Source organism: Achromobacter sp. UMC71, assembly GCF_014170305.1.
Lineage (GTDB): Bacteria > Pseudomonadota > Gammaproteobacteria > Burkholderiales > Burkholderiaceae_B > Achromobacter.
Genome location: NZ_LZZT01000059.1, coordinates 40,752 through 62,128 on the forward strand (window position 1 = coordinate 40,752; position 21,377 = coordinate 62,128).

The 21,377-nt window shown below is 67.3% G+C and carries 21 protein-coding genes; 8 read left to right on the top strand and 13 right to left on the bottom strand.

All coding sequences use genetic code 11. The annotated features are described in order from the left end of the window. Positions 1-51: 51 nt before the first annotated feature. The 5 genes from speD to A9974_RS28495 are packed head-to-tail and all read right to left on the bottom strand — an operon-like array spanning position 52 to position 3,591. Complete coding sequence (gene speD, locus A9974_RS28475; protein ID WP_183007588.1) at positions 52-402, bottom strand: adenosylmethionine decarboxylase; 351 nt, start codon at positions 400-402, stop codon at positions 52-54. Positions 403-443: 41 nt separating this feature from the next. Next, entirely contained in the window at positions 444-620 is a 177-nt protein-coding gene (locus A9974_RS28480; protein WP_183007523.1) for a hypothetical protein, read from the bottom strand. Between the two features lie 3 nt (positions 621-623). Beyond that, a complete protein-coding gene (locus A9974_RS28485; protein WP_183007524.1) occupies positions 624-2,093 on the bottom strand; it encodes a DUF4178 domain-containing protein in 1,470 nt (489 codons plus the stop codon). Between the two features lie 13 nt (positions 2,094-2,106). Beyond that, positions 2,107-3,159: an SPFH domain-containing protein gene (locus A9974_RS28490; RefSeq protein WP_183007525.1), complete on the bottom strand. Its 1,053-nt coding sequence runs from the start codon at positions 3,157-3,159 to the stop codon at positions 2,107-2,109. Between the two features lie 45 nt (positions 3,160-3,204). Continuing rightward, positions 3,205-3,591 (bottom strand): DUF350 domain-containing protein, encoded by a 387-nt coding sequence (locus A9974_RS28495; protein WP_183007589.1) that lies wholly within the window; start codon positions 3,589-3,591, stop codon positions 3,205-3,207. A gap of 98 nt (positions 3,592-3,689) precedes the next feature. Here A9974_RS28495 and A9974_RS28500 point away from each other — a divergent pair, with 98 nt between their 5' ends. The 7 genes from A9974_RS28500 to A9974_RS28530 all read left to right on the top strand — a co-directional run bounded on the left by A9974_RS28500 (position 3,690) and on the right by A9974_RS28530 (position 11,396). Then, positions 3,690-5,201, top strand: coding sequence for a polyamine aminopropyltransferase (locus A9974_RS28500; protein ID WP_183007526.1), 1,512 nt, complete (start codon positions 3,690-3,692; stop codon positions 5,199-5,201). Continuing rightward, positions 5,201-6,838 (top strand): NAD(P)/FAD-dependent oxidoreductase, encoded by a 1,638-nt coding sequence (locus A9974_RS28505; protein WP_183007527.1) that lies wholly within the window; start codon positions 5,201-5,203, stop codon positions 6,836-6,838. The genes A9974_RS28500 and A9974_RS28505 overlap by 1 nt, the downstream gene beginning before the upstream one ends. A gap of 160 nt (positions 6,839-6,998) precedes the next feature. Continuing rightward, a complete protein-coding gene (locus tag A9974_RS28510; protein WP_183007528.1) occupies positions 6,999-8,243 on the top strand; it encodes an FAD-binding oxidoreductase in 1,245 nt (414 codons plus the stop codon). Between the two features lie 64 nt (positions 8,244-8,307). Beyond that, a complete protein-coding gene (locus A9974_RS28515; RefSeq protein ID WP_025137864.1) occupies positions 8,308-9,144 on the top strand; it encodes a transporter substrate-binding domain-containing protein in 837 nt (278 codons plus the stop codon). A gap of 10 nt (positions 9,145-9,154) precedes the next feature. Then, on the top strand, positions 9,155-9,943 hold the full coding sequence (locus tag A9974_RS28520) for an amino acid ABC transporter permease (RefSeq protein WP_183007529.1): 789 nt from the start codon (positions 9,155-9,157) through the stop codon (positions 9,941-9,943). Positions 9,944-9,945: 2 nt separating this feature from the next. After that, positions 9,946-10,731, top strand: coding sequence for an amino acid ABC transporter ATP-binding protein (locus tag A9974_RS28525; protein WP_183007530.1), 786 nt, complete (start codon positions 9,946-9,948; stop codon positions 10,729-10,731). Then, on the top strand, positions 10,728-11,396 hold the full coding sequence (locus A9974_RS28530) for an aspartate/glutamate racemase family protein (RefSeq protein WP_183007531.1): 669 nt from the start codon (positions 10,728-10,730) through the stop codon (positions 11,394-11,396). The genes A9974_RS28525 and A9974_RS28530 overlap by 4 nt, the downstream gene beginning before the upstream one ends. A 95-nt stretch (positions 11,397-11,491) precedes the next feature. On the opposite strand, the gene A9974_RS28535 is transcribed toward A9974_RS28530, so the two are convergent. The 3 genes from A9974_RS28535 to A9974_RS28545 all read right to left on the bottom strand — a co-directional run bounded on the left by A9974_RS28535 (position 11,492) and on the right by A9974_RS28545 (position 14,538). After that, positions 11,492-12,286 (bottom strand): ABC transporter ATP-binding protein, encoded by a 795-nt coding sequence (locus A9974_RS28535; protein WP_183007532.1) that lies wholly within the window; start codon positions 12,284-12,286, stop codon positions 11,492-11,494. 1 nt (position 12,287) lies between these two features. Then, a complete protein-coding gene (locus A9974_RS28540; protein ID WP_183007533.1) occupies positions 12,288-13,178 on the bottom strand; it encodes an ABC transporter permease in 891 nt (296 codons plus the stop codon). A 388-nt stretch (positions 13,179-13,566) separates the two neighbouring features. Next, positions 13,567-14,538 carry an ABC transporter substrate-binding protein gene (locus A9974_RS28545; protein WP_183007534.1) on the bottom strand — a complete coding sequence of 324 codons (972 nt, stop codon included), beginning with the start codon at positions 14,536-14,538 and terminating at the stop codon, positions 13,567-13,569. 151 nt (positions 14,539-14,689) lie between these two features. On the opposite strand from A9974_RS28545, the gene A9974_RS28550 reads away from it, so the two are divergent. Then, a complete protein-coding gene (locus tag A9974_RS28550) occupies positions 14,690-15,646 on the top strand; it encodes an aldo/keto reductase (RefSeq protein WP_183007535.1) in 957 nt (318 codons plus the stop codon). A 46-nt stretch (positions 15,647-15,692) separates the two neighbouring features. Here the strand turns inward: A9974_RS28550 and A9974_RS28555 are convergent, their stop codons facing one another. The 5 genes from A9974_RS28555 to A9974_RS28575 all read right to left on the bottom strand — a co-directional run bounded on the left by A9974_RS28555 (position 15,693) and on the right by A9974_RS28575 (position 21,274). Then, a complete protein-coding gene (locus A9974_RS28555) occupies positions 15,693-16,667 on the bottom strand; it encodes a tripartite tricarboxylate transporter substrate binding protein (protein ID WP_183007536.1) in 975 nt (324 codons plus the stop codon). 154 nt (positions 16,668-16,821) lie between these two features. After that, complete coding sequence (locus tag A9974_RS28560) at positions 16,822-18,363, bottom strand: malonyl-CoA synthase (RefSeq protein ID WP_183007537.1); 1,542 nt, start codon at positions 18,361-18,363, stop codon at positions 16,822-16,824. A 5-nt stretch (positions 18,364-18,368) separates the two neighbouring features. Continuing rightward, positions 18,369-19,160 carry an enoyl-CoA hydratase/isomerase family protein gene (locus tag A9974_RS28565; RefSeq protein ID WP_183007538.1) on the bottom strand — a complete coding sequence of 264 codons (792 nt, stop codon included), beginning with the start codon at positions 19,158-19,160 and terminating at the stop codon, positions 18,369-18,371. 73 nt (positions 19,161-19,233) lie between these two features. Continuing rightward, a complete protein-coding gene (locus A9974_RS28570; RefSeq protein ID WP_183007539.1) occupies positions 19,234-20,553 on the bottom strand; it encodes a malonyl-CoA decarboxylase domain-containing protein in 1,320 nt (439 codons plus the stop codon). Continuing rightward, a complete protein-coding gene (locus A9974_RS28575; RefSeq protein WP_183007540.1) occupies positions 20,504-21,274 on the bottom strand; it encodes a GntR family transcriptional regulator in 771 nt (256 codons plus the stop codon). Before A9974_RS28575 ends, A9974_RS28570 begins: the two co-directional genes overlap by 50 nt. Between the last annotated feature and the right edge of the window lie 103 nt (positions 21,275-21,377).

A 21,377-nucleotide genomic window follows, 5' to 3' on the forward strand; every position in this document is an offset into this window, starting at 1 on the left:
GGCGGCTTGCGCCAGGTCAAAGGTTGGGGGAATGCCGCCGGCGCCGGGCGTTCAGCCGCGGTCGACCGTAGTGACGCGCACGGTCTGGGGCGCCAGCGCCGCGTGCAGGCGCTCCAGCGCCAGCTCGGGCCGCGCCGCGCCGCACATGAAGATGTCCAGCGCCGCGAACTGGTGTTCGGGCCAGGAATGCACGCTGATGTGGGATTCGCTGAGCATGACCACGCCGGTCACGCCGGCGCCTTCGCCGAAATGGTGGAAATGGGCGCCCAGCACCTTGGCCCCCGCCGCTTCGGCGGCCAGGACCAGCTCGCGCTCCAGCGCCCGCGCGTCGGCCAGCAAGCCGGCCGGCACGCCGCGAAAGTCGGCCAGGATGTGACGGCCGGGCGTGGCGTGCGGCGTCACCGGGGCGGGACGCGGGTCTTGCGGGGTCGAAACCAGCGCTGTCACTTGTGCGATCCGCCCGAGGACCAGCCCGAGCTGCCCGATGAACCACCGCCCCAGCTGCTGCTGCTGCCGCTGCTGGTACTGCCGCCGCTGGTGAAGCGGGCGCCGGGCGAGCTGGCGCCGGTGGCGGCCATGACCACGATCACGGCGTAGATGGCATAGAGGAACTTGCCCATCCGCTATTCGTCCTTTGCGGACATCTTGTCCGCGAGGCTGGCCGGCAGCCACAGGAACGCCAGGCCGATCAGGATCGGCAGGAGGCGGCCGTTGAAAATATTTCCCAGGTTCAGGAAACCCATGGCGATGGTCGCGAACCAGGCCCACTTGCGGTAACCGCCCGGCGTGCTCGCCCGCGGCATGGCTTTCTGCTTGGCCAGTTCGGGGTTGCCGAACCACTCGGCCAGCTGGGCGGGTGCCACCGGCCCAGCGGCGGACCAGCCCAGTTCGGCCGGCCCCTGCTCGCGGGTGAGCTTGAGGTTGCCCGCCTTGTAGTCGGTGATCTGCGTGCTGTCGCCCACCTTCACCCGCCAGTTGAAGGCGCCCAGCGCCAGGTCGACGCGCGACGTGTAGTCGTACAGCTTCTGGTACAGCTTGTCGCGCCAGCGCACGCTGGTGGCATTGTTGCGACTGGGCCAGGTGTCGCAGACCTGCACACGTTCCCAGCCCTCGTCCGTTTCCACCAGCCAGATGAAGCCCTTGACCGGGTTGAACAGCAGGTATTCGATCCAGTCGGACGGCTCTTCGGGGTCCGGGTCGGCGCATTTCATCAGGCCGATCAGGGTATAGGCCGCGCCGTCGATCTTGGCGGTGGCGCCGAGCGCCAGCGTGGTCTTGATGGCCTTGACCTTCTGCGCCTTGGCGATGACCTCGGCGGTCTCGCCGGCGCAGTCGACCGTGGCGGCGCACGACGGGCACACCACCTGGGTGGCCATGGCCGCGACAAAGCTGATGGGCGCGCCGCAATTGGGGCAATCCAGCGCCTTGATCTGGCCGCGAAAGCGCCCCGCCGTCTCTTGCACCTGTTCGTTCGAACGCAACGAGGCCGCCTGCATGCCCGCCAGGTCGAAGGCCTTGCCTATGTACAGCTCGGGATCGGGGCTGTCGGAAAAATCCAGCGTCAGGAAGGCGTCCAGGCTGCGATAGTCGGCCACCTTGGCCTCCCAGCCATCGCCCGGCACGAAGGGCAACTCGCCCTGCGCGCCGCCGGCGCGGCAGGTGCGCACGTCGGACGCCGCGAAGCGCTGGCCGTCCAGCTTCAGTTCGTCGCCCGGCGCGATGTCGGCGAACGCCGGCATGCCCTGGGTTGACTTGACCTTGCGGCGGCGGGTGATGGCGTACTGGCCCGAGGCGTCCGACAACCAGCCGTCCGAGCCGTCGTCGAACCACAGATACCACTCGTTCCAGAAGCCGTCTTCATAGCGCAGCTGGATGCGGCCGATCAGGTCGAAGCGCTTGCCTTCGAACTGGCCGGCAGCGCCCAGGCACAGGGGCGAATAGTCTTCCAGCACATCCGCGGTTTCGCCGATGCGCTTGACCGACTCGGCGTCCTTGAGCAGCGTGCTGCGGCATGCGCCGCAGACCGCCATGACCGACGCCGTGGACGTGAACTTGACGGGCGCTCCGCACTGCGGACACAGGACCTGCTGCATGGGCGTTCGGCGCTCAGCTGGTGAGTTTCTTCAGCACTTCGGCCTTGGCCGAGTCGTAGTCGGCCGGCGTGATCAGGCCCTTGTCGAGCAGGTCCTTGAGCTGCTGCAGCCGCTGCACGGGGTCGCCCCCGGCCGCCGCGCCCGCAGCCCCTGCCGCGGCGGCGCCAGCCGCCGTGGCCTGCGCCGGCTGGCCCTGAGCCGCAGCCTGCCCCACGCCCAGCCCGGTCGCCATGGTCTGGCCCAGCGCCGCGCCGGCCGCCAGGCCCGCGCCGATGCCGGCGATGCCGCCTTCGTTCTGCGCCGCCAGCGGGATCGAGGTGGCCGTCTGGTACTGGGTGAACTTGCCCAGGTCGCCGGCCATGCCCATCGAGATCCGGGTGTCCAGCGCCTTTTGCAACTCTTCGGGCAGCGACACGTTTTCAACCGTGAAGTTGTCCAGCTTGACCCCGTAGCGATCGAACACCGGGGCCAGCTGCTCGCTGATGCTCTGCGACATCAGGCCCTGATTGCCGGCGATGTCCAGGAACGCCACCTTGGAGCCGCCCAGCGCGGTAGTCATGGCGGCGACCACCATGTTGCGCAGCTGCAATTCCAGGTCGTCGACGGTGTAGACGTCGCGCGTGCCGCTGATCTCGCGGTAGAACTTGGCCGGATCGGTGATCTGGTACGAATACACGCCGAAGGCGCGCAGCCGCACCATGCCGAATTCGCTGTCGCGCAGCGTGACCGGCTGCGCCGTGCCCCAGCGCCGGCCCAGTTGCAGGCGGGTACTGAAGAAGATCACATCCGACTTGAAGGGCGACTCGAACAGCTTGTCCCAGTTCTTCAGGTACGTCAGGATCGGCAGCGTCTGCGTCGTCAGCTTGTACATGCCGGGGCCGAACACGTCGGCCACCTTGCCTTCGTTGACGAATACCGCCATCTGCGATTCGCGCACGGTCAGGCTGGCGCCGTACTGGATTTCAAAATCCTGCATCGGATGGCGCCAGGCCAGCACGCCATCGCCATCCTCGTTCCATTGCAGGATGTCAATAAACTGCTTGCGGATAAATGAACCGAGACTCATGGCAAGTTCTCCTGTGTCAGATCGGAATCAGCGCGTTCGGCCCGCTCAGGTCAGGCAGGCGGCGTTGACGACGCCGGCGGCCAGCGAGATCGAACCGATCAGGCCGCCCATGGCGATATTGTTTTCTTCGATGGCTTCGTTCAGGCCGCGGATGGCCCGCGCCATGATCGCGTAGACGACCAGTTGCACCGCCATGGCGGCGACGCCCCAGACCACGAACATGACGAAGCTGGCGTGGATGGCGATGCTGGAGCACAGCGTGAAGGAAAAGCCCACCAGCGCGCCGCTGTACGACAGCACCGCGGCGATGTTGCCTTCGCGGATCAGGTCGAATTCCTTGTAGCGCGTCACCGTGGTGTAGACGGCGGTGAACACGCCCAGCATCACCAGCGCCGAGACGATGTAGATCAGATAGGTCACGGCCGGATGCATCGCTTCTCCCATATTCGCCCCCCTTCAGGCCCTAATTGCGCGCAGTATATACGGCGCCTTCGATATACTGCGAACGCATTTTCTGAGTCGGAACCCCCATGCGCGACCGCGTTCTCATCCTGTCGGTATTGATCGTCGCATCCTGCGGCTTGGGCTACGAGCTCATCAGCAGCGCGCTGGCCAGCTATTTGCTGGGCGATTCCATTCTCCAGTTCTCTTCCGTCATCGGCTGCTATCTGTTCGCGATGGGCATCGGATCGTGGTTGTCAAAATATGTAAAAGACGACGACGTTTTGAATCGCTTTATCGACGTCGAACTGGCCGTCGCATTATTGGGGGGAGTTTCCGCCGCCGTCCTGTTCCTGGTGTTCGCCTGGCTGTCGGCGCCCTTCCGCGCCGCCTTGTACGTGGGCGTGTTCATCATCGGCCTGATGGTGGGCATGGAAATCCCGCTGGTAATGCGCGTGTTCAACCAGCGCAAGACGGAATTCCGCGAAATCGTCAGCCGGGTGCTGACGTTCGACTACCTGGGCGCGCTGGCCGTCTCGCTGATCTTTCCGCTGCTGCTGGCGCCCAAGCTGGGCTTGCTGCGCACCGGGTTCCTGTTCGGCATCCTCAATGCCAGCGTGGCGCTCTGGACCACCTGGCTGTTCCGCGCCGAAGTGCGCCGGCCCGCTGAAAAAGCCATCCGCGGCGGCGTGGTGCTCGGCTTGCTGGCCCTGGGCTTCCTGTTCTCAGGCCAGATGACGGCCTGGGCCGAAAAAGGCCTGTACGGCGACGATGTGGTGCACGCCGAAACCACGCCCTACCAGCGCCTGATCGTGACGCGCTGGCACGACGACCTGCGCCTGTACATCAACGGCAACCTGCAGTTCTCGTCGCGCGACGAACACCGTTACCACGAGTCGCTGGTGATTCCCGGCCTGCAAGCGCTGCCGTGGGCCCGCAACGTGCTGGTGCTGGGCGGCGGCGATGGCCTGGCGGTGCGTGAAATCCTCAAGTACAAGCACGTCGAGCACGTGACGCTGGTGGACCTGGACCCGGCCATGACCGGCCTGTTCTCGCGTTCCGAACCGCTGACCCGGCTGAACCAGAATTCGCTGAAGGATCCGCGCGTCACCGTCATCAACGACGACGCGGGCCGCTGGCTGGAAAGCCATGCCGAGGTCTACGACTACATCGTGGTCGACTTCCCCGACCCGTCCAACTTCGGCCTGGGCCGGCTGTATTCGGTGCCGGTCTACCACCTGATGGCGCGGCACCTGGCCGAGAACGGCTACATGGTCATCCAGTCGACCTCGCCCTACTTCGCGCCGCGCTCGTTCTGGAGCGTGGACGCCACACTGAAGGAAGCCGGCCTGAACACCTGGCCGTACCACGCCTACGTACCGTCGTTCGGCGACTGGGGCTTCATCCTGGCCGGCAAGCGCCGCGACTACACGCCGCCCGCAGCCATCTCGGTGCCGACCCGCTACCTGGACCCGCCCACCCTGCGCGAGCTGTTCCACTTTCCCGCCGACATGCCGGCGCTGGCCATGCCGCCGAACCGCTTGAACGAACAATCGCTCGTGCGCTACTTCGACGAGGACTGGCGCAAGGTCATCCGCTGATGCGCCGCCGCACCTTCCTGTTGGGCACGGCCACCGCCGCCGCGGCGGGCACGGCGGGCTACTACCGGTCGCGCATCATCGAGACCACGCCCGACGTGCGCTATCCCGGCATGCAGGCCGGCCATGCGCTGCGCGACGGTGCCACGCTGCCGACGTCATCAAGTAGCCGCCGCTGCCAGGTGGCGATCCTGGGGTCCGGCGTGGCCGGCCTGACCTGCGCCTGGAAACTGGCGCGCGAAGGCCATACCGATTTCGTGGTGGTCGAGGGCCCCGAGTACGGCGGCAATGCCTCGGCCGGGCAGCGCGACGGCCTGGACTATCCACTGGGCGCGCACTACCTGCCGCTGCCGTCGCTGCAGTCCACCCACGTGCGCGAGATGCTGGCCGACTTCGGCATCGCCGAACGCGACGCCTACGCCGCGCGGCCCTATTACGACGAAACCGTCCTGGCGCATTCGCCGCAGGAGCGCCTGCTGCGCAACGGCCACTGGGAAGACGGCCTGCTGCCGATGACCGGCCTGCCCGACGGCGACGCCGAACAGCATCGCAAGTTCCTGGCGCTGGTGGATCAACTGCACGGGCAGGTCGGCAACGACGGCCACAAGGTCTTCTGCATTCCCATCGCGCTGTCGTCGCGCGACCCGGCCTGGCGCGCGCTGGACACGCTGACGTTCAAAGCGTGGCTGGACCGCGAGGGCTATACCTCGCCCGCGCTGCACTGGTACCTGAACTACTGCTGCCGCGACGACTACGGCGCGCAATACGACGTGGTCTCGGCCTGGGCCGGCCTGCATTATTTCGCCAGCCGCGACGGTCATGCCGCCAACGCCGCCGAGGGCGCGGTGCTGACCTGGCCCGGCGGCTTGGCGCCGCTGATGCAGCGCCTGCGCGATGCGATCAGCGCGCGGCTGGGCCACGCCGGCTGGCTGCTGCCCGGCACCGCGGTGCGCCTGCGCGAGACCGCCGCCGGCCCCCAGGTCGATTGCCTGGCGCCGGGCCCCGCCGCCAGCGTCTACACGCTGCAGGCGCGGCGCGCCGTCTGCGCCATGCCGTTGTTCGTGGCCCAGCGCATCCTGCCCGACATCCGCGCCTACGGCTACGACCCGGCGGTGCACGCTTCACCGCACGCGCCATGGCTGGTGTCCAACTTCGTCATGGACGGCTATCCGCGCGAAGCGCCCGGCGAGCCGCTGTCCTGGGACAACGTGGTCTACCAGGGCCGCGCATTGGGCTATGTGGTGTCGACCCACCAATTGCTGCGGGTGGCGCGTTCGCCGCGCACGGTGTTCACGGCCTACGACGCGCTCAGCGGCAAGACGCCGCAAGCCACGCGACGATGGCTGGCCAGCGCCAGTCCCGAAGCGCTGCGCGACGAAGCGGCGGCGGATCTGGTGGCCGCCTACGGCGATGACTTCTGGCGCCGCGCGCGCCAGCTTGAAATCACGGTGCGCGGCCACGCCATGGCCTCGCCGTATTGCGGCTACCTGTCCAACCCGGGCCTGGCAGCCCTGCGCGACGTCGACGGCCCGGTGCTGTTCGCCCACGCCGACCTGTCCGGCTATTCCGTTTTCGAGGAGGCGGCGTGGTGGGGCGTGGCCGCGGCCGGCCGGATCCTGGGGCAACGGCCGCCAACCTGAGCCGGGCGGCCTGCCGGCCCCTGCGGCCTGCGACGGCGCAGTCATCGCGCGGCCCTCGCCGCGGGCGTCCACGCCGTGGCCTGTCCCGCGCGCAGGCCGCCCCCCGCTGCCCTACAATCGCCGACGGGTCCCTTTGCCCCTAGCCTGAGTCCAAAAAAAGATGGGAAAACAAGTCATTGTGCTCGGCGCCGGCATCGTCGGCGTCTGCTGTGCGCTGGAACTGCAGCGTCGCGGCATGGACGTCACCCTGGTCGACCGCCAGGAACCTGGCCAGGAAACCTCGCACGGCAACGCCGGCGTGCTGGCCCGCAGTTCCCTGATGCCGTTCAACCATCCCGGCCTGTGGCGCCAGTTGCCCCGGCTGCTCAAGAACGACACCGTCCAATTCCGCTACCGCCCCGGCTACCTGGCCCGCAACCTGGGCTGGGCCGCCAGCTTCCTGTGGCGCGCGCGGCCCTCGGTCTTCCAGGAAACCGCCGCGGCGCTGGACAGCCTGATCCGGCTGTCGGCGCCCGAGCACCAGCGCCTGCTGGCTGAAGCCGGCATCAGCCACCGCCTGCGCGACACGGGCTGGATCTTCCTGTTCCGCAGCGAAGCCGCCTGGCAGGGCAGCGCCCTGTCGCGCGCCGCCTACGCCCGCCACCAGGTGCCGACCCAGGCGCTGGACCCGGCCGAGCTGGCGCGGCTGGAACCTGCCCTGGCCCCGATATTCACCCGCGCCCTGTGGATTCAAGGTTCGTATTCGGTGGACGATCCCGGCGCCGTCACGCGCGCCTACGCCGACCTGTTCCAGCGCCGGGGCGGCACCTTGCGCCGCCTGGACGCAACGGCCATCTGCCGCGACGGCGCAGGCTGGACCGTGCAAGGCGACCATGCGTCCGCCGCGCTCGCCGCGCCGGACTTGGTGGTGGCGCTGGGCCCCTGGTCCAAGTCACTGCTCAAGACCACCGGCATCGACCTGCCCATGGCGTTCGAGCGCGGCTATCACATGCACTATGGCGCCGGCGACGGGCCGGCGCTGACCCGGCCGGTCTACGACACCGGCGGCGGTTATGTGCTGTCCCCGATGGCCCGCGGCCTGCGGCTGACGACCGGCGTCGAGCTGAACGACTGCGAGACCCCTGCCCGCCCCGATCAACTGGACCTGGCGGAAAGCCGCGCCCGCGAAGCGCTGGCCCTGGGCGCGCGGCTGGATCCACAGGCCTGGCTGGGCCGCCGCCCGACCCTGCCGGACAGCCGCCCGATGATCGGCCAGGCGCCGCGCCGCCCCGGCCTGTGGCTGGCGCTGGGCCATCAGCACATCGGTTTCAGCACCGCGCCAGGAACGGCGAAGATACTAGGCGAACTGATGTCCGGAGCGGACGGCACGCCCTACCGCGCATTTCGTCCCGGCCGGTTCATTTAAGACGCCATCACAGCAGCACGGGCCGCCCGCGGCCCCGTACCAGACAGACCCCAAGGAGAAGCCCATGAACACCAAACGCAAATTCGTCGCGTCCGTCCTGGCGCTGGCCGGCCTGGCCTTCGCCGGCGCGGCGCACGCCCAGTCCGCCAACGAGACCGCCATGGAGCGCATCATGCGCACCAAGACGATCCGCATCGGCGCCATCGCCGGCGCCATCCCCTACTTCAACAAGAACATCAATACCGGCAAGTGGGAAGGCTTCGGCCCCGACTTCGCCGAGATGTTCGCCGCCCGCCTGGGCGTGAAGACCGAATACCTGGAAACCACCTGGGGCAATTCGGTGCTGGACGTGCAGACCAACAAGATCGACCTGATGTTCGGCATGGCGCCCACCCCGGCGCGCAAGGAAGTCGTGAATTTCTCCGACACCCTGTTCCAGAACACCTACACCACCGTCTGCCGCAAGGGCTTCCCGGCCAAATCGTGGGCCGAACTCAACGCCCCCGAGAACCGCGTCGTGGTCGACGTGGGCTCCAGCCATGACCAGCTCGCCACGCGCGTGCTGACCAAGGCCACCGTCACTCGCCTGGAGAATTCCGGTTCGGCCACGCTGGCGCTGTCGTCCGGCCGCGCCGATTGCCAGATCCTGGTGGTGCTGCTGGCCAAGCCGCTGCTGGAAAAGCGGCCCGGCATCGGCGTCATGTCGATCCCCAGCCCGGTTGAAACCGCGCCAGTCAGCATCGGTCTGCGCAAGGAAGCCGACGATTCGTTGCAAAAGGCCGTCAACGCCTGGCTGGCCGACATCCGCGCCAAAGGCGAGGTGCGTGGCGTGATTCTGTCCAACATGCAGAAGCTGGCCGGCGTGCCGCCCGAAGCCTTCCCGCCCGAAATCCAGTTCTAAGGCCGCGGCAATGAACGACCAGAACGAAACCCTGCCCCGCTCGCGGGCAGGCGCCTGGCTGCTGGGCGTGGCGGTGGCCGTCGCCGTGCTCGCGGTCATCGTCAAGCGCGAAGCCATCTTCGGCGCGGCGGTCCAGTACGACTGGGACTTCAGCGTGTTGTGGGAATACCGCAAGCTGATCGCCGTGGGCGTCATGAACACCATCCTGTTCACCATCCTGTGCGTGTTCCTGGGCCTGGCGGTAGGACTGGTAACCGGCCTGGGGCGGCTGTCGCGCAACGTGCTGGTCACCGCGCCGATCCGCGCCTACATCGAGGTGTTCCGCTGCACCCCGGTGCTGGTGCAACTGGTCTGGTTCTACTACGCCCTGCCCGTGGTCACCGGCATCGAGATGTCGCCGGTGGCGGCGGCCACGCTGTGCCTGGCGCTGTACGGCGGCGCTTTCTATTCCGAGATCATCCGTGGCGGCATCATTTCCACGGATGCCGGCCAGACCGAGGCGGCCAAGGCGCTGGGCATGACGCCGGCGCAGGCCCTGCGCCGAGTGATCCTGCCGCAGGCGTTCAAGAAGATGGTGCCGCCCCTGATGAATCAGTCCATCATGCAGCTCAAGAACACCTCGCTGCTGTCCGTGCTAGCAGTGCCCGACCTGCTGTACCAGGGCCAGGTGGTGGCGCACGACACCTACCGGCCGCTGGAGATCTACACCTTCATCGCGGTCGCGTATTTCGTGATCCTGCTGCCCTTCACGCTGTGGGCCAAGAAGCTCGAATTCGGCAGCACCGCCAAAGAGGCATGACCATGGGCAACCCTCTCATCAATATCCAGGGCCTGCGCAAGTCGTTCGGCGGACAGGAAGTGCTCAAGAACATCAACCTGCAGGTCGAACGCGGCCAGGCCGTGGCCCTGATCGGGCCGTCGGGCTCGGGCAAGTCCACGCTGCTGCGCTGCATCAACCTGCTGACCATTCCCGACGGCGGCCGCATCGCGGTGGGCGGCCAGTCGCTGGCGTTCCAGGGCGCCGCCACCCGCCTGCCCAGCGAGAAGCAGCTGGCCAGTTTTCGCGCCTCGGCCGGCATGGTGTTCCAGCATTTCAACCTGTTCCCTCACATGACGGCGCTGCGCAATGTGATGGAAGGCCCGGTCACCGTGCTACGCATGCCGAAAAAGGAAGCCGAGGAACGCGCCCGCGAACTGCTGCGCAAGGTCGGCCTGGCCGAGCGCGCCGACTACTACCCCGACAAGCTGTCCGGCGGCCAGAAGCAGCGCGTGGCGATTGCCCGCGCGCTGGCGATGCAGCCGGCCGTGATGCTGTTCGATGAAGCCACCTCGGCGCTGGACCCCGAACTGGTGGGCGAAGTGCTGAACGTCATCAAAGGCCTGGCCCGCGATGGCATGACGATGATCCTGGTGACCCACGAGATCGGCTTCGCCCGCGAGGTCGCCGACCAGGTCGTGTTCATGCGCGACGGCGTGGTCGCCGAAAGCGGGCCGCCGCAAGCCGTGATCGGCAATCCGCAAAACGAAGCCACCCGCGCCTTCCTGGCGCGCTTTCACCGCGCGCCAGGACAGGAGACTTCCGCATGAGCGCCGCCGGCTTCCTGGGCGTGCTGATGCTGGACACCCGCTTTCCGCGGCCGCCCGGCGACGTCGGCAACGCCCAGACCTATGCACGGGCCGGCATCCCGGTGCGCTTTGTCACGGTGCAGGGGGCATCGCCGCGCAAGATCGTGCAGGAGGCCGACCCGGCCTTTCTGCAGCCGTTCATCGATGCCGCCGTGGCGCTGGCGCGCGACGGCGCCGCATTGATCTCCACCAGTTGCGGCTTCCTGGCCAGGTACCAGTCGGCGCTGGCCGCCGCCGTGCCGGTGCCTGTGGTCACGTCCAGCCTGCTGCAATGCCGCGGCCTGGCGCGCGTGGGCGTCGTCACCTTCGACGCGCGGTCGTTGTCGCGCGGCATCCTGGATGCGGTCGATGTGCCGGCCAATGCCATCGTCGAAGGCCTGGCGCCCGGCTGCGAAATGCATGCGCGCATCCTGGAAAACAGCCCCGTGATGGACCTGGCCCAGGTCGAGCGCGATGTGGTGGACGCCGCCACGCGCCTGGCGGCGCGGGCGCCGGACCTGAGCGACATCGTGCTGGAATGCACCAATATGCCGCCCTACCGCGACGCCGTGGCGCGCGCCACCGGGCTGCCGGTGCACGACATCGAAACGCTGCTGCTCAAGACCTGGCGAAGCCTGGCCCCCTGACAGCCCAACCCGGCCACGCCATGAAAAACGCCCGGTGAGACGCCCCTGGAATGGGGCGCCGCACCGGGCGTTTCGCTGAGCGGGTCAGCGCGGGATCACCCCAGCAGCAACGCGTCGTCCGACAGCTTCTCGCCGCGCACGCGCTCGAACATCGCCAGCAGGTCCGGCACGTCCATGCCGCGGCGCTCCTCGCCGGACACGTCCAGCACCACCTGCCCCTGATGCAGCATGACCGTGCGGTCGCCCACGTCCAGCGCCTGGCGCATGCTGTGCGTGACCATCATGGTGGTCAGCTTGTTTTCCGCCACGATGCGGGCGGTCAGTTGCAGCACGAAGTCGGCGGTACGCGGATCCAGCGCGGCGGTGTGCTCGTCCAGCAGCAGGATGCGCGACGGCTGCAGCGCGGCCATCAGCAGGCTCACCGCCTGGCGCTGGCCGCCCGACAACAGGCCGATGCGGTCCGACAGGCGGTTTTCCAGGCCCAGGCCCAAGGTTGCGAGGCGTTCGCGGAAACCGTCCTTCATCGATGCCTTGACCGCGCGGCCGTAGCCGCGGCGCGCGCCGCGCAGCTGCGCCAACGCCATGTTTTCTTCGATGGTCAGGTCTTCGCAGGTGCCGGCCATGGGGTCCTGGAACACCCGCGCCACGCGCCCCGCACGGGCCCAGACGGGCTGGCGGGTGACGTCGGCGTCGTTGATCATGATGGTGCCGGAATCGATCGGCAGGTCACCCGACACGGCGTTCAGGAAGGTGGACTTGCCCGCGCCGTTCGAGCCGATGACGGTCACGAACTGGCCCGAGGGAATGTCCAGCGACAGGCCGCGCAGCGCGCGCGTTTCGATCGGCGTGCCCGCGTTGAAAGTGATCTTGAGGTCTTTTGCGGACAGCATATCAGCGCCCCTTCTTGCCGAGGAGCCGGCGCTTGAGCATGGGGATGACCAGGGCGATGGTGACCAGGACCGCGGTGACGAGGTTCAGGTCTTGCGCCTTCAGGCCGATGAAATCGCTATTGAGAGCCAACGCGATGAAGAAGCGGTAGACAATGGCGCCGATGATGACGGCCAGCGTGGCCAGCACCAGTTTGCGCGACGGCAGGATGCTTTCGCCCACGATCACGGCGGCCAGGCCGATGACGATGGTGCCGATGCCCATCGAGATGTCCGACCCGCCCTGGGTCTGCGCGAACAGCGCGCCCGCCATGGCGACCAGTGCGTTGGACAGCGCCATGCCGAACAGGATCATGCGACCGGTGTTCACGCCCTGGGCGCGGGCCATGCGGCCGTTCGAGCCGGTGGCGCGCACCGCCAGGCCCGTCTGGGTGGCGAAGAACCAGTCCAACGCCAGCTTGGCCAGCACCACGATGACCAGCAGGATCAGCGGCCGCGCCACGTAATCCGACAGCCAGCCCGGCTGCAGGATCGTGAAGACGGTGGGTTCCGTGATCAGCGGCACGTTGGGCTTGCCCATGATGCGCAGGTTCACGGAATACAGCGCGATCATCATGAGGATACTGGCCAGCAGATCCATGATCTTGAGCTTGACGTTGAGCCAGCCGGTGACCAGGCCGGCGGCCGCGCCCGCGAACGTGGCGACGATGGTGGCCACGAACGGGTCGGTGCCCGAAGCGATCAGCGTGGCACAGACGGCGCCGCCCAGCGGGAAGCTGCCGTCAACGGTCAGGTCAGGGAAGCGCAACAGGCGAAAGGAGATATACACGCCCAAGGCCACCAGGCTGAAGATCAGGCCGATCTCCAGTGCGCCTAACAACGAGAACAATGACATGGGTCAAATCCAATCAGGTAAGGAACGAGCATATTAGTGATTTGAAACGTCCGACTTCTTGCGTTTCGGGGTCAGTTTTACCCGAGCTTTCGCAATAAACGTTTCTTGCCGTGTGATTTTCTCTCGATTCCTGCCAAGGCGTCGCCAGGCTCGCCGGCCAGGGCCGCAAGCGGGCTGCTCGATGGACGCTCCAGGGGAGCAAAACGCAGCGTGGCGGCCAAGGCCGACATGCCGTTAAGACCAACGCCTTTGCGCCGGGCCGCGCGCACCTTGTGGATGCTGCCGCCCTGTGGGCCCCGCCTGCCGGCCGGGAAAACACAAGAAAACAAGATAAAAACAAGCCCCGCCCGCGCCGGGTGGGCACGGGCGGGGCAGACCAGCCATTACTTTACTTCACGACCACCGCGGCCGACTTGATGACCGCGTCGGACAACGTCACGCCTTGCTTGGCGGCCGCGCCCGGGTTCACGTAGAGCTCGAGCTTGTTGATGGTTTCGGACGGAATGGCGCCGGGCTTTTCGCCCTTCAGGATGCGCACCACCACCTTGCCGGTCTGCACGCCCAGGTCGCGATAGTTGATGCCCAGGGCGGCGATGCCACCGCGCTTGACGCTGTCGGTGTCCGAGGCGATCAGGGGGATCTTCGCGTCGTTGCCGACCTTCACCAGCGACTCGTAGGCCGAAACCACGTTGTTGTCGGTGTTGGTGTAGATGACGTCGACCTTGCCGATCAGGCTGCGCGCGGCCGAGGCCACGTCGACCGAACGCGGGGCGGCGGCTTCGACCAGGCTCATGCCCGACTTGGGCAGCAGTTCCTGCAGCTTCTTGACCACCACGACCGAGTTGGCTTCGCCCGGGTTGTAGACGATGCCGACGCGCTTGGCGTTGGGAACGATCTTCTTGATCAGGTCGACCTGCTTGTCCAGCGCCAGCAGATCCGACACGCCCGTCACGTTGGTGCCCGAGGCGTCCATGCTGGACACGAGCTGGGCGGCAACCGGATCGGTCACGGCGGAATACACCACCGGCACGTCCTTGGTGGCGGCCACGACGGCCTGGGCCGACGGGGTGGCGATGGCGACGATGGCGTCAGGCTTGTCGCCGACGAACTTGCGAGCGATCTGGGCGGCGGTGCCGTTGTTGCCCTGGGCGCTCTGGTATTGCCACTTCAGGTTCTTGCCCGGCTCGTAACCGGCTGCCTTGAGGGCGTCCTGCACCCCGTCACGCACGGCATCCAGCGCCGGATGCTCGACGATGGCGGTGACCGCCACCGACTTCTGCTGCGCCGACACAGGCGCGGCGATAGCCATCGCCAGCGCCATGGCGCCAACCGTCAGAAAATGTTTTTTCCCGATCAGCATAGGTAAGCTCCTCGAACCTTTGGTATTTGTTCATTGTTACGGCTGTTCCGTGGGCTTCCCCACAGTCCGGGCAACCGTAAAGCCGTATAGTCTAACGTGTTGCAACATATTTTGACTTCGGGGAATCCCTGAACCACCCAAAGGCCACGCCATGATCAAACGCGCACTAGGCCGCTCCGGCCTGCAGATCCCTCCCCTGACTTTCGGCGGCAACGTCTTCGGCTGGACCGTCGACGAGGCCGGCACGTTTTCCTTGCTGGACGCCCTGGTCGACGCGGGCCTGAACTTCATCGATACCGCCGACGTGTATTCGCGCTGGGTTCCCGGCAACCAGGGCGGCGAATCGGAAGCCCTGATCGGCAAATGGCTCAAGCGCTCGGGCAAGCGCGGCCAGGTCCTGATCGCCACCAAGGTCGGCATGGAAATGGGCCCGGACGCCAAGGGCCTGGCGCCGGCCTACATCCGGCGCTCGATCGACGCCTCGCTGGCCCGGCTGCAGACCGATCACGTCGACCTGTACCAGTCGCACAAGGACGATCCCGACACCCCGCTGACCGACACACTGGGCGAATACGCCAAGCTGATCGAGGCCGGCAAGGTGCGCGCCATCGGCGCGTCCAACTACACGCCGGTGCGCCTGTCCGAAGCGCTGATCGCCGCCGAACGGCACAACCTGCCGCGCTACGAAAGCATCCAGCCTGAATACAACCTGTACAGCCGCGAGCCCTTCGAGGCCGGCTTGCAGTCCTTGGTGAAGGCGCAGGACATGGGCACCATCAACTACTACGCGCTGGCCAGCGGCTTTCTCAGCGGCAAATACCGCAGCCCGGCCGACGTGGGCAAGAGCGCGCGCGGCAAGAAGATCGTCGATACCTACCTGAACGACCGCGGCTACCGCATCCTGAAGGCGCTGGACGAAGTGGCCGAAGACGCCGGTTGTTCGCCCGCCCAGGCCGCGCTGGCCTGGCAGATCGCGCAGCCCGGCATCACCTCGCCGATCGTCAGCGCGACGTCACTGACGCAGCTGGACGAACTGGTCAAGGCCGCCAGCCTGACGCTGACGCGCGACCAACTGGCCAAGCTCAGCCTGGCCAGCGACTGGCGCTGAGGCGGCAGTCGCTACCCGCGGGCCGCCACGCGGCCCGCGGCTCCCATCAATCCAGCTTCACCCCCGAATCGCTGACGACCTTGGCCCAGCGTGTCACCTCGCTGTCGACGAACTTGCCGAAGTCGGCGCCGGTCAAGGTCGGCACCGACGATCCGTTGCTTTCCCAGGTTTCCTTGATCTTGGGCGCATTCAAGGCCTTGGTGATTTCGGCCGTCATGCGGTCCACGGCCTCGGGCGGCGTGCCGGCCGGCGCCCAGATCGCGTACCAGGTCGACACCACGTAGTTCGGCACGCCGGCCTCGGCCGCGGTGGGCACGTCCGGCAACGACGGTGAACGCTTGTCGGCGGCCACGGCCAGCGGCTTGATGGTGCCCGAACGGATGTGGCCGGACGACGACCCGAGCCCGTCGAACGCCAGGTCCACCTGGCCGCCGATCAGCGCGGTCAGCATGGGCCCCGCGCCCTGGTACGGCACGTCGACCAGCTTGATGCCCGTCTGCATGGCGAATAGCTCGCCGGCCAGATGGTGCGTGCTGCCCTTGCCAGCGGTGCCGAAGTTGATCTCGCCCGGATGCTTCTTGGCGTAGTCGACGAATTCCTGCACCGTCTTGACTGGCAGCTTGGTCGCGTTGATGACGACCACCTGCGGCGGCTGGGCCACCAGCGCCACGGGCACGAAGTCTTTCTGGATGTTGTAGTTCAGGCTCTTGTACAGCGACGGCGCCAGCGCGTGGTGCGCGCCGCCCATGAAGAAGGTGTAGCCGTCGGGCCGGGCCTTGGCGGCCACGCCCGCGCCGACGGTGCCGCCCGCCCCGCCCTTGTTGTCGATCACCACCGACTGCCCCAGTTGCAGGGTCAGCTGCTGGGCCAGCGGACGGGCGAATGTGTCCGTGCCGCCCCCGGCGGGGAAAGGCACGATGAGCGTAATGGGCCGTTCGGGCCAGGACGCGGCGCCGGCGGCGTCGGCAAAACCTGCGGCCGCCGTGGCCAACAGGGCCGTAACGATTGTGCGGTATTTCATTTTGTCTCCTCTTGCTGCAGCGTGGGGACGGCGCGTTTCCCGCGTCTCGTCTCTTGTGTTCTTGGGATCGGATGCTGCCAGGGTCTGGGCTTGCGTGGGGATCGGGCTCCTTGAAAAAAAGCCGGTCCCAAGGGACCGGCATGGCATCGCGGCGCTACAGCGCTTGATAGGTTTCGCGCAGCACGTTCTTTTGCACCTTGCCCATGGTGTTGCGGGGCAACTGGTCAACGATGTGCAGGCGCTTGGGCACTTTGAAGTTGGCGATGCGCGCCTTCAGTTCAGCCTGCATCGCCACGGCATCGAGCGACACGCCGTCCTTGGGCACCACCACCGCCACCACCGCTTCGCCGAAATCGGCGTGCGGCACGCCGATGACGGCGGATTCGGCCACGCCGGGCATGTCGTCGATCAGGGTTTCGATTTCCTTGGGGTAGACGTTGAAGCCGCCCGAGATGATCAGGTCCTTGCTGCGGCCCACGATGGACAGGTAGTCGGCGGGCACGTCGCGGCCCGCGGATTCACCGCCCCAGCGGCCGACGTCGCCCGTCTTGAACCAGCCGTCGGCCGTGAATTCCTCGCGGGTCTTTTCCGGCATACGCCAGTAACCCGAGAACACGTTGGGCCCGCGCACCTGCACATTGCCGATCTCGCCCGGCGCCAGCGCAATGCCGGCGTCGTCCACCACCCGCACCTGCACGCCCGGCAAGGCCCGGCCGACGGTGCCGGCCAGGCGCTCGCCATCGGCCGGGTCGTAGGGGTTGGAGGTCAACATCACGGTTTCGCTCATGCCGTAGCGTTCCAGGATGGCGTGGCCGCTGCGCTTGGCAAAGTCCGAGAACGTCTCGGCCAGGAGCGGCGCCGAACCCGAGATGAACAGGCGCATGTTGGCGCACAGTTCGCGGTTGAAACGCTTGTCGGCCAACAGCCGCACGTAATAGGTGGGCACGCCCATCATCACCGTGCTTTGCGGCAGGTACCGCAGCGCCAGATCGGCGTCCAGCTTGGGCAGCCAGATCATCTTGGCGCCGGCCAGCAAGGCGCCGTGCGAGGCGACGAACAGGCCGTGCACGTGGAAGATCGGCAGCATGTGCAGCAGCACGTCGTCCGAACGCCAGCCCCAGTACTTGTGCAGCACCTGCGCGTTGGACGCCAGGTTGCCGTGCGACAGCATCGCGCCCTTGCTGCGGCCGGTGGTGCCCGACGTGTACAGGATGGCGGCCAGGTCGCCCGGCTTGCGCCTGACGGTCTTGAAGGTCTGCGGCAGGCCGCCGGCGGCGTCCAGCAGCGTGCCGCTGCGGTCCTCGTCCAGCGTGTAGACGTGGGCGCAGCCGGCCTTGTCGGCGGCGCGCTGGACCCAGTCGCGGTTCTTGCTGGCGCACACCACTACGGCGGGTTCCGCGTTGCCCAGGAAGTATTCGATCTCGGCTTCGCGGTAAGCGGTGTTGAGCGGCAGGTACACCAGGCCCGCGCGCAGCGTGGCCAGGTACAGCAGCAGGGCCTCGGGCGATTTCTCGACCTGCACCGCCACCCGCGCCCCCTCGGGCAGCTTGAGCGAACTGAGCAGATTGGCCAGGCAGGCCGTGGCGTGGTCGATGTCGTCCCAGGTGTATTCGAGGTCGGGCGTCTCCAGCGCGACCTGCTTGCGGTCGGCGGGGAATCCGCCTTCCAGCACAGCGTATAGATTGGCGTTGCTCACCGTTTTCAGTCTCCGGAAAAATGAGGGTCTACGCCGGCCAGGAAAGCGCGCACGCCTTCTTTGTGGTCGCGGCTGTCGGCGTAGGAGAAATAATCCTGGTATTCGTCTTCGGTCAAGGCGCCGCCGCGGGCCAGCCGGGCGGACAGACGCTTGTTGATGCGGGCGGCCAACGGCGCGCCCTGGGCGATGCGCTCGGCGCTACGGCGCGCCTGCTCGGCAACGTCGGCGTCGGCCACCACGCGAGTCACCAAGCCCAGCGCGTGGGCTTCGGCCGCGCCGAACACCCGGCCTTCCAGCAGGATGGCAAGCGTGGCCGCGCGCCCCACCAGCCCCAGCAATCCGCGCATTTCGTCCGGCGCCATCGGAAAGCCCAGCCGGTTGATCGGCACGCCGAAGCGGGCCGATTCGCCGGCGATGCGCAGGTCGCACTGGCTGGCGATTTCCAGCCCGCCGCCCACGCACACGCCCTCGACCTGCGCCACCACCGGATGCGGACAATCGGCCACGGCCTGCAGGGCCGGCGCCAGCACCTCACGGTGATAGCGCTGCACGCCCGCCGCATCGGCGCGCTCGACCGGGAATTCGCGGATGTCCGCGCCGGCCGCGAAATTGCCGCCTTCGCCGCGCACCACCACGCACCGCAGCGCGTCGTCCTGCGCAATGCGCGTGAACACGTCGCGCAATTCGCCCCACATATTCACGCTGATGGCGTTCAGGCGCCCCGGATGCGACAACGTCACCCAGGCCAAGTGGCCTTCGCGCTGCAGCAGCACGCGGCCTGCCACATCTTCTGTCATGTCTTCTCCACGCCCGGGCCTGTCGACGCTGCGCAGGCCCGGTTCCGTCTGTTTTTATGGTTGGGCGGGCGGATCAGGCCGCGCGCCCCACGCTGCGGCTGATCTGGGGCTTGCCGTCATGCAGGCGCGCCAGGTTGTCGTCCAGTTCGTCCAGGTCATACAGGTAATTGACCATCAGCGCGCAAGACTGCTTGAGCCCCTTGGCCGAGGTGTCGGCCGCCCAGTTCAGGCGTTCGATGCGGGCGCCGTTGCCCAGGTGAAAGCGCGCCACCGCGTCCAGCGGCAGGCCGTTCTTCATCGATTGCAGGTAGTGCGCGGCCAGCCGGAAGCCGGCGCGCTTGACCACGTCGGGCGTCTTCCTGGCCTGCGCCGCCCGCGCCAGCCGGGCCACCCAGCGCTGCCCGTCCGGCACGCCTTCGCGCTTGCGCGCCTTGGCGCGGGCCTTGTCTTCGCGCACGATGGCTTCGACCGCGTCGGCATCCAGCTTGCCCAGCCAATCGGCAAAGCCGGGAATCGGCGACAGGGTCGCGAACGACTTGAGCTTGGGCAGTTCTTCCAGCAATTGCTCGACCACGCGCTTGAGCAGGAAATTGCCGAAACTGATGCCCTTCAGGCCCGGCTGCGTGTTCGAGATGGAATAGAAAATCGCCCAGCGTGCCTTGTCCAGGTCTTGCCGGGGCGCGTCGCTGTCCAGCAGCGCCTGCACGTTGTCGGCCATCTGCCCGGCGAAGGCCACCTCGACGAAGATCAGCGGCACACCCGGCATCTGCGGATGAAAATACGCGTAGCAGCGGCGGTCGGGCGCCACCCGGTGACGCAGGTCGTCCCACGATTTGATCTCGTGCACGGCCTCGTAGAGGATCAGTTTTTCCAGCAGCGAGGCCGGTGAATCCCAGGTCAGCGGACGCAGTTCGAGCAGGCCGACATCGAACCACGCGGACAGCAAGCCTTCAAGGTCCTTGTCGAGCGCCTGGATGCCCGCCACCTGCTTGCGCCACCGCAGCATGTCGGCGCGCAGTTCCACCAGGAAACGCAGCCCCAACGGCTGCGCATTGAAGCGCTTGAACAGACGCACGCCCTCGCCGGCCTCGCCCGCGAAGCTGCCGCGCACCTGCGCCAGCGCGGCCAGCATCAGGCGACGGTCCTTGCCGTCGGCAGCGGTGTATTGCTCGCACCAGCGCCTCGCCAGCTTATTGGCGGCCACGTCCGTCAGACGCGCCTCGAACAGGCGCCGCACCTCGGATTCGCTGGGCAGGCGGCCGCGTTCCCACAGGCGGCCCAGACGCGTGATCAGGCTGGATCCGGCGTCGGCGGCAGCCGGGTCCACGGCATCGACGTCGGCCTCAGGCGTGCGTGCGCCGCGCGCGGGCGCGAGATTGGCGGGTGCGTTCATGGGCGGGTTCCTCTGCTACGGGGGGATCGGAAAGGGACGTGTCCGGGGCGGCCGGCGTATCGGGCGTATCGGCGGCGGCCAGCGTGCGCAACACCTCGAGCTGGCGCATCAGGTGATGGCGGGCGAGCGCTTCGGCGCGTTCGCTGTCGCGGGCCCGCAGGGCCTCGAAGATGGCCAGGTGTTCGCCGCAGGATTCCTCGATGCGGCCGGGCCAGGCCAGGCTGCGGTGGCGCGACAGGCTCAGCACCTTGCGCAGATTGCCCACCATGTCGACCAGCCATTGATTGCCAGCCAACGCCTGCACAGCCTCGTGGATCAGGTAGTTGGTCTGGTAATAGGCGTCGATGCGGCCGGCGGCGGCGTGGCCAGCCAGGGCCTCGTGCAGCGGCGCCAGCGCCGCCAGTTGCGCGTCGGTGGCCTTGCGCGCGGCTTCGAAGGCGCAGCGGCCTTCCAGCATGGCCATCAGCGGGAAGATGTCTTCCAGGTCTTGCCCCGACAGCTCATTGACGAAGCAGCCGCGGCGCGGTTCCAGCCGCACCAGCCCTTCGGTGGCCAGGACCTTCAGCGCTTCGCGCAGCGGGGTGCGGGAAATGCCCAGTTCGCCGGCCAGCCGCAGCTCGTCGATCCATTCGCCGTTGCGCAGCGAGCGCGCGTGGATCATGCCGCGCAGGCGATCCGCGACTTCCAGGTACAGGGCTTGCCGGACGATAGGGAGGGTCATGGGCGAACGGCCTGGCTGCGCCGTAATTCATAATTATGAATAAGCCCATCATATCCCCGTCCGGGAAATCCGGGCTAGCCCAATGCGCTAAGGATTTGCCCTA

Excerpts from the sequence above, each read along its gene's own strand:
- A9974_RS28510 (WP_183007528.1), top strand. The coding sequence starts at position 6,999 with ATGGGAAAACAAGTCATTGTGCTCGGCGCCGGCATCGTCGGCGTCTGC.
- A9974_RS28520 (WP_183007529.1), top strand. The coding sequence starts at position 9,155 with ATGAACGACCAGAACGAAACCCTGCCCCGCTCGCGGGCAGGCGCCTGG.
- A9974_RS28540 (WP_183007533.1), bottom strand. The coding sequence starts at position 13,178 with ATGTCATTGTTCTCGTTGTTAGGCGCACTGGAGATCGGCCTGATCTTC.
- A9974_RS28500 (WP_183007526.1), top strand. The coding sequence starts at position 3,690 with ATGCGCGACCGCGTTCTCATCCTGTCGGTATTGATCGTCGCATCCTGC.
- A9974_RS28545 (WP_183007534.1), bottom strand. The coding sequence starts at position 14,538 with ATGCTGATCGGGAAAAAACATTTTCTGACGGTTGGCGCCATGGCGCTG.
- A9974_RS28490 (WP_183007525.1), bottom strand. The coding sequence starts at position 3,159 with ATGAGTCTCGGTTCATTTATCCGCAAGCAGTTTATTGACATCCTGCAA.
- A9974_RS28570 (WP_183007539.1), bottom strand. The coding sequence starts at position 20,553 with ATGAACGCACCCGCCAATCTCGCGCCCGCGCGCGGCGCACGCACGCCT.
- A9974_RS28565 (WP_183007538.1), bottom strand. The coding sequence starts at position 19,160 with ATGACAGAAGATGTGGCAGGCCGCGTGCTGCTGCAGCGCGAAGGCCAC.
- A9974_RS28550 (WP_183007535.1), top strand. The coding sequence starts at position 14,690 with ATGATCAAACGCGCACTAGGCCGCTCCGGCCTGCAGATCCCTCCCCTG.
- A9974_RS28485 (WP_183007524.1), bottom strand. The coding sequence starts at position 2,093 with ATGCAGCAGGTCCTGTGTCCGCAGTGCGGAGCGCCCGTCAAGTTCACG.
- A9974_RS28555 (WP_183007536.1), bottom strand. The coding sequence starts at position 16,667 with ATGAAATACCGCACAATCGTTACGGCCCTGTTGGCCACGGCGGCCGCA.
- A9974_RS28495 (WP_183007589.1), bottom strand. The coding sequence starts at position 3,591 with ATGCATCCGGCCGTGACCTATCTGATCTACATCGTCTCGGCGCTGGTG.
- A9974_RS28575 (WP_183007540.1), bottom strand. The coding sequence starts at position 21,274 with ATGACCCTCCCTATCGTCCGGCAAGCCCTGTACCTGGAAGTCGCGGAT.
- A9974_RS28530 (WP_183007531.1), top strand. The coding sequence starts at position 10,728 with ATGAGCGCCGCCGGCTTCCTGGGCGTGCTGATGCTGGACACCCGCTTT.
- A9974_RS28480 (WP_183007523.1), bottom strand. The coding sequence starts at position 620 with ATGGGCAAGTTCCTCTATGCCATCTACGCCGTGATCGTGGTCATGGCC.
- A9974_RS28515 (WP_025137864.1), top strand. The coding sequence starts at position 8,308 with ATGAACACCAAACGCAAATTCGTCGCGTCCGTCCTGGCGCTGGCCGGC.
- A9974_RS28535 (WP_183007532.1), bottom strand. The coding sequence starts at position 12,286 with ATGCTGTCCGCAAAAGACCTCAAGATCACTTTCAACGCGGGCACGCCG.
- A9974_RS28525 (WP_183007530.1), top strand. The coding sequence starts at position 9,946 with ATGGGCAACCCTCTCATCAATATCCAGGGCCTGCGCAAGTCGTTCGGC.
- A9974_RS28505 (WP_183007527.1), top strand. The coding sequence starts at position 5,201 with ATGCGCCGCCGCACCTTCCTGTTGGGCACGGCCACCGCCGCCGCGGCG.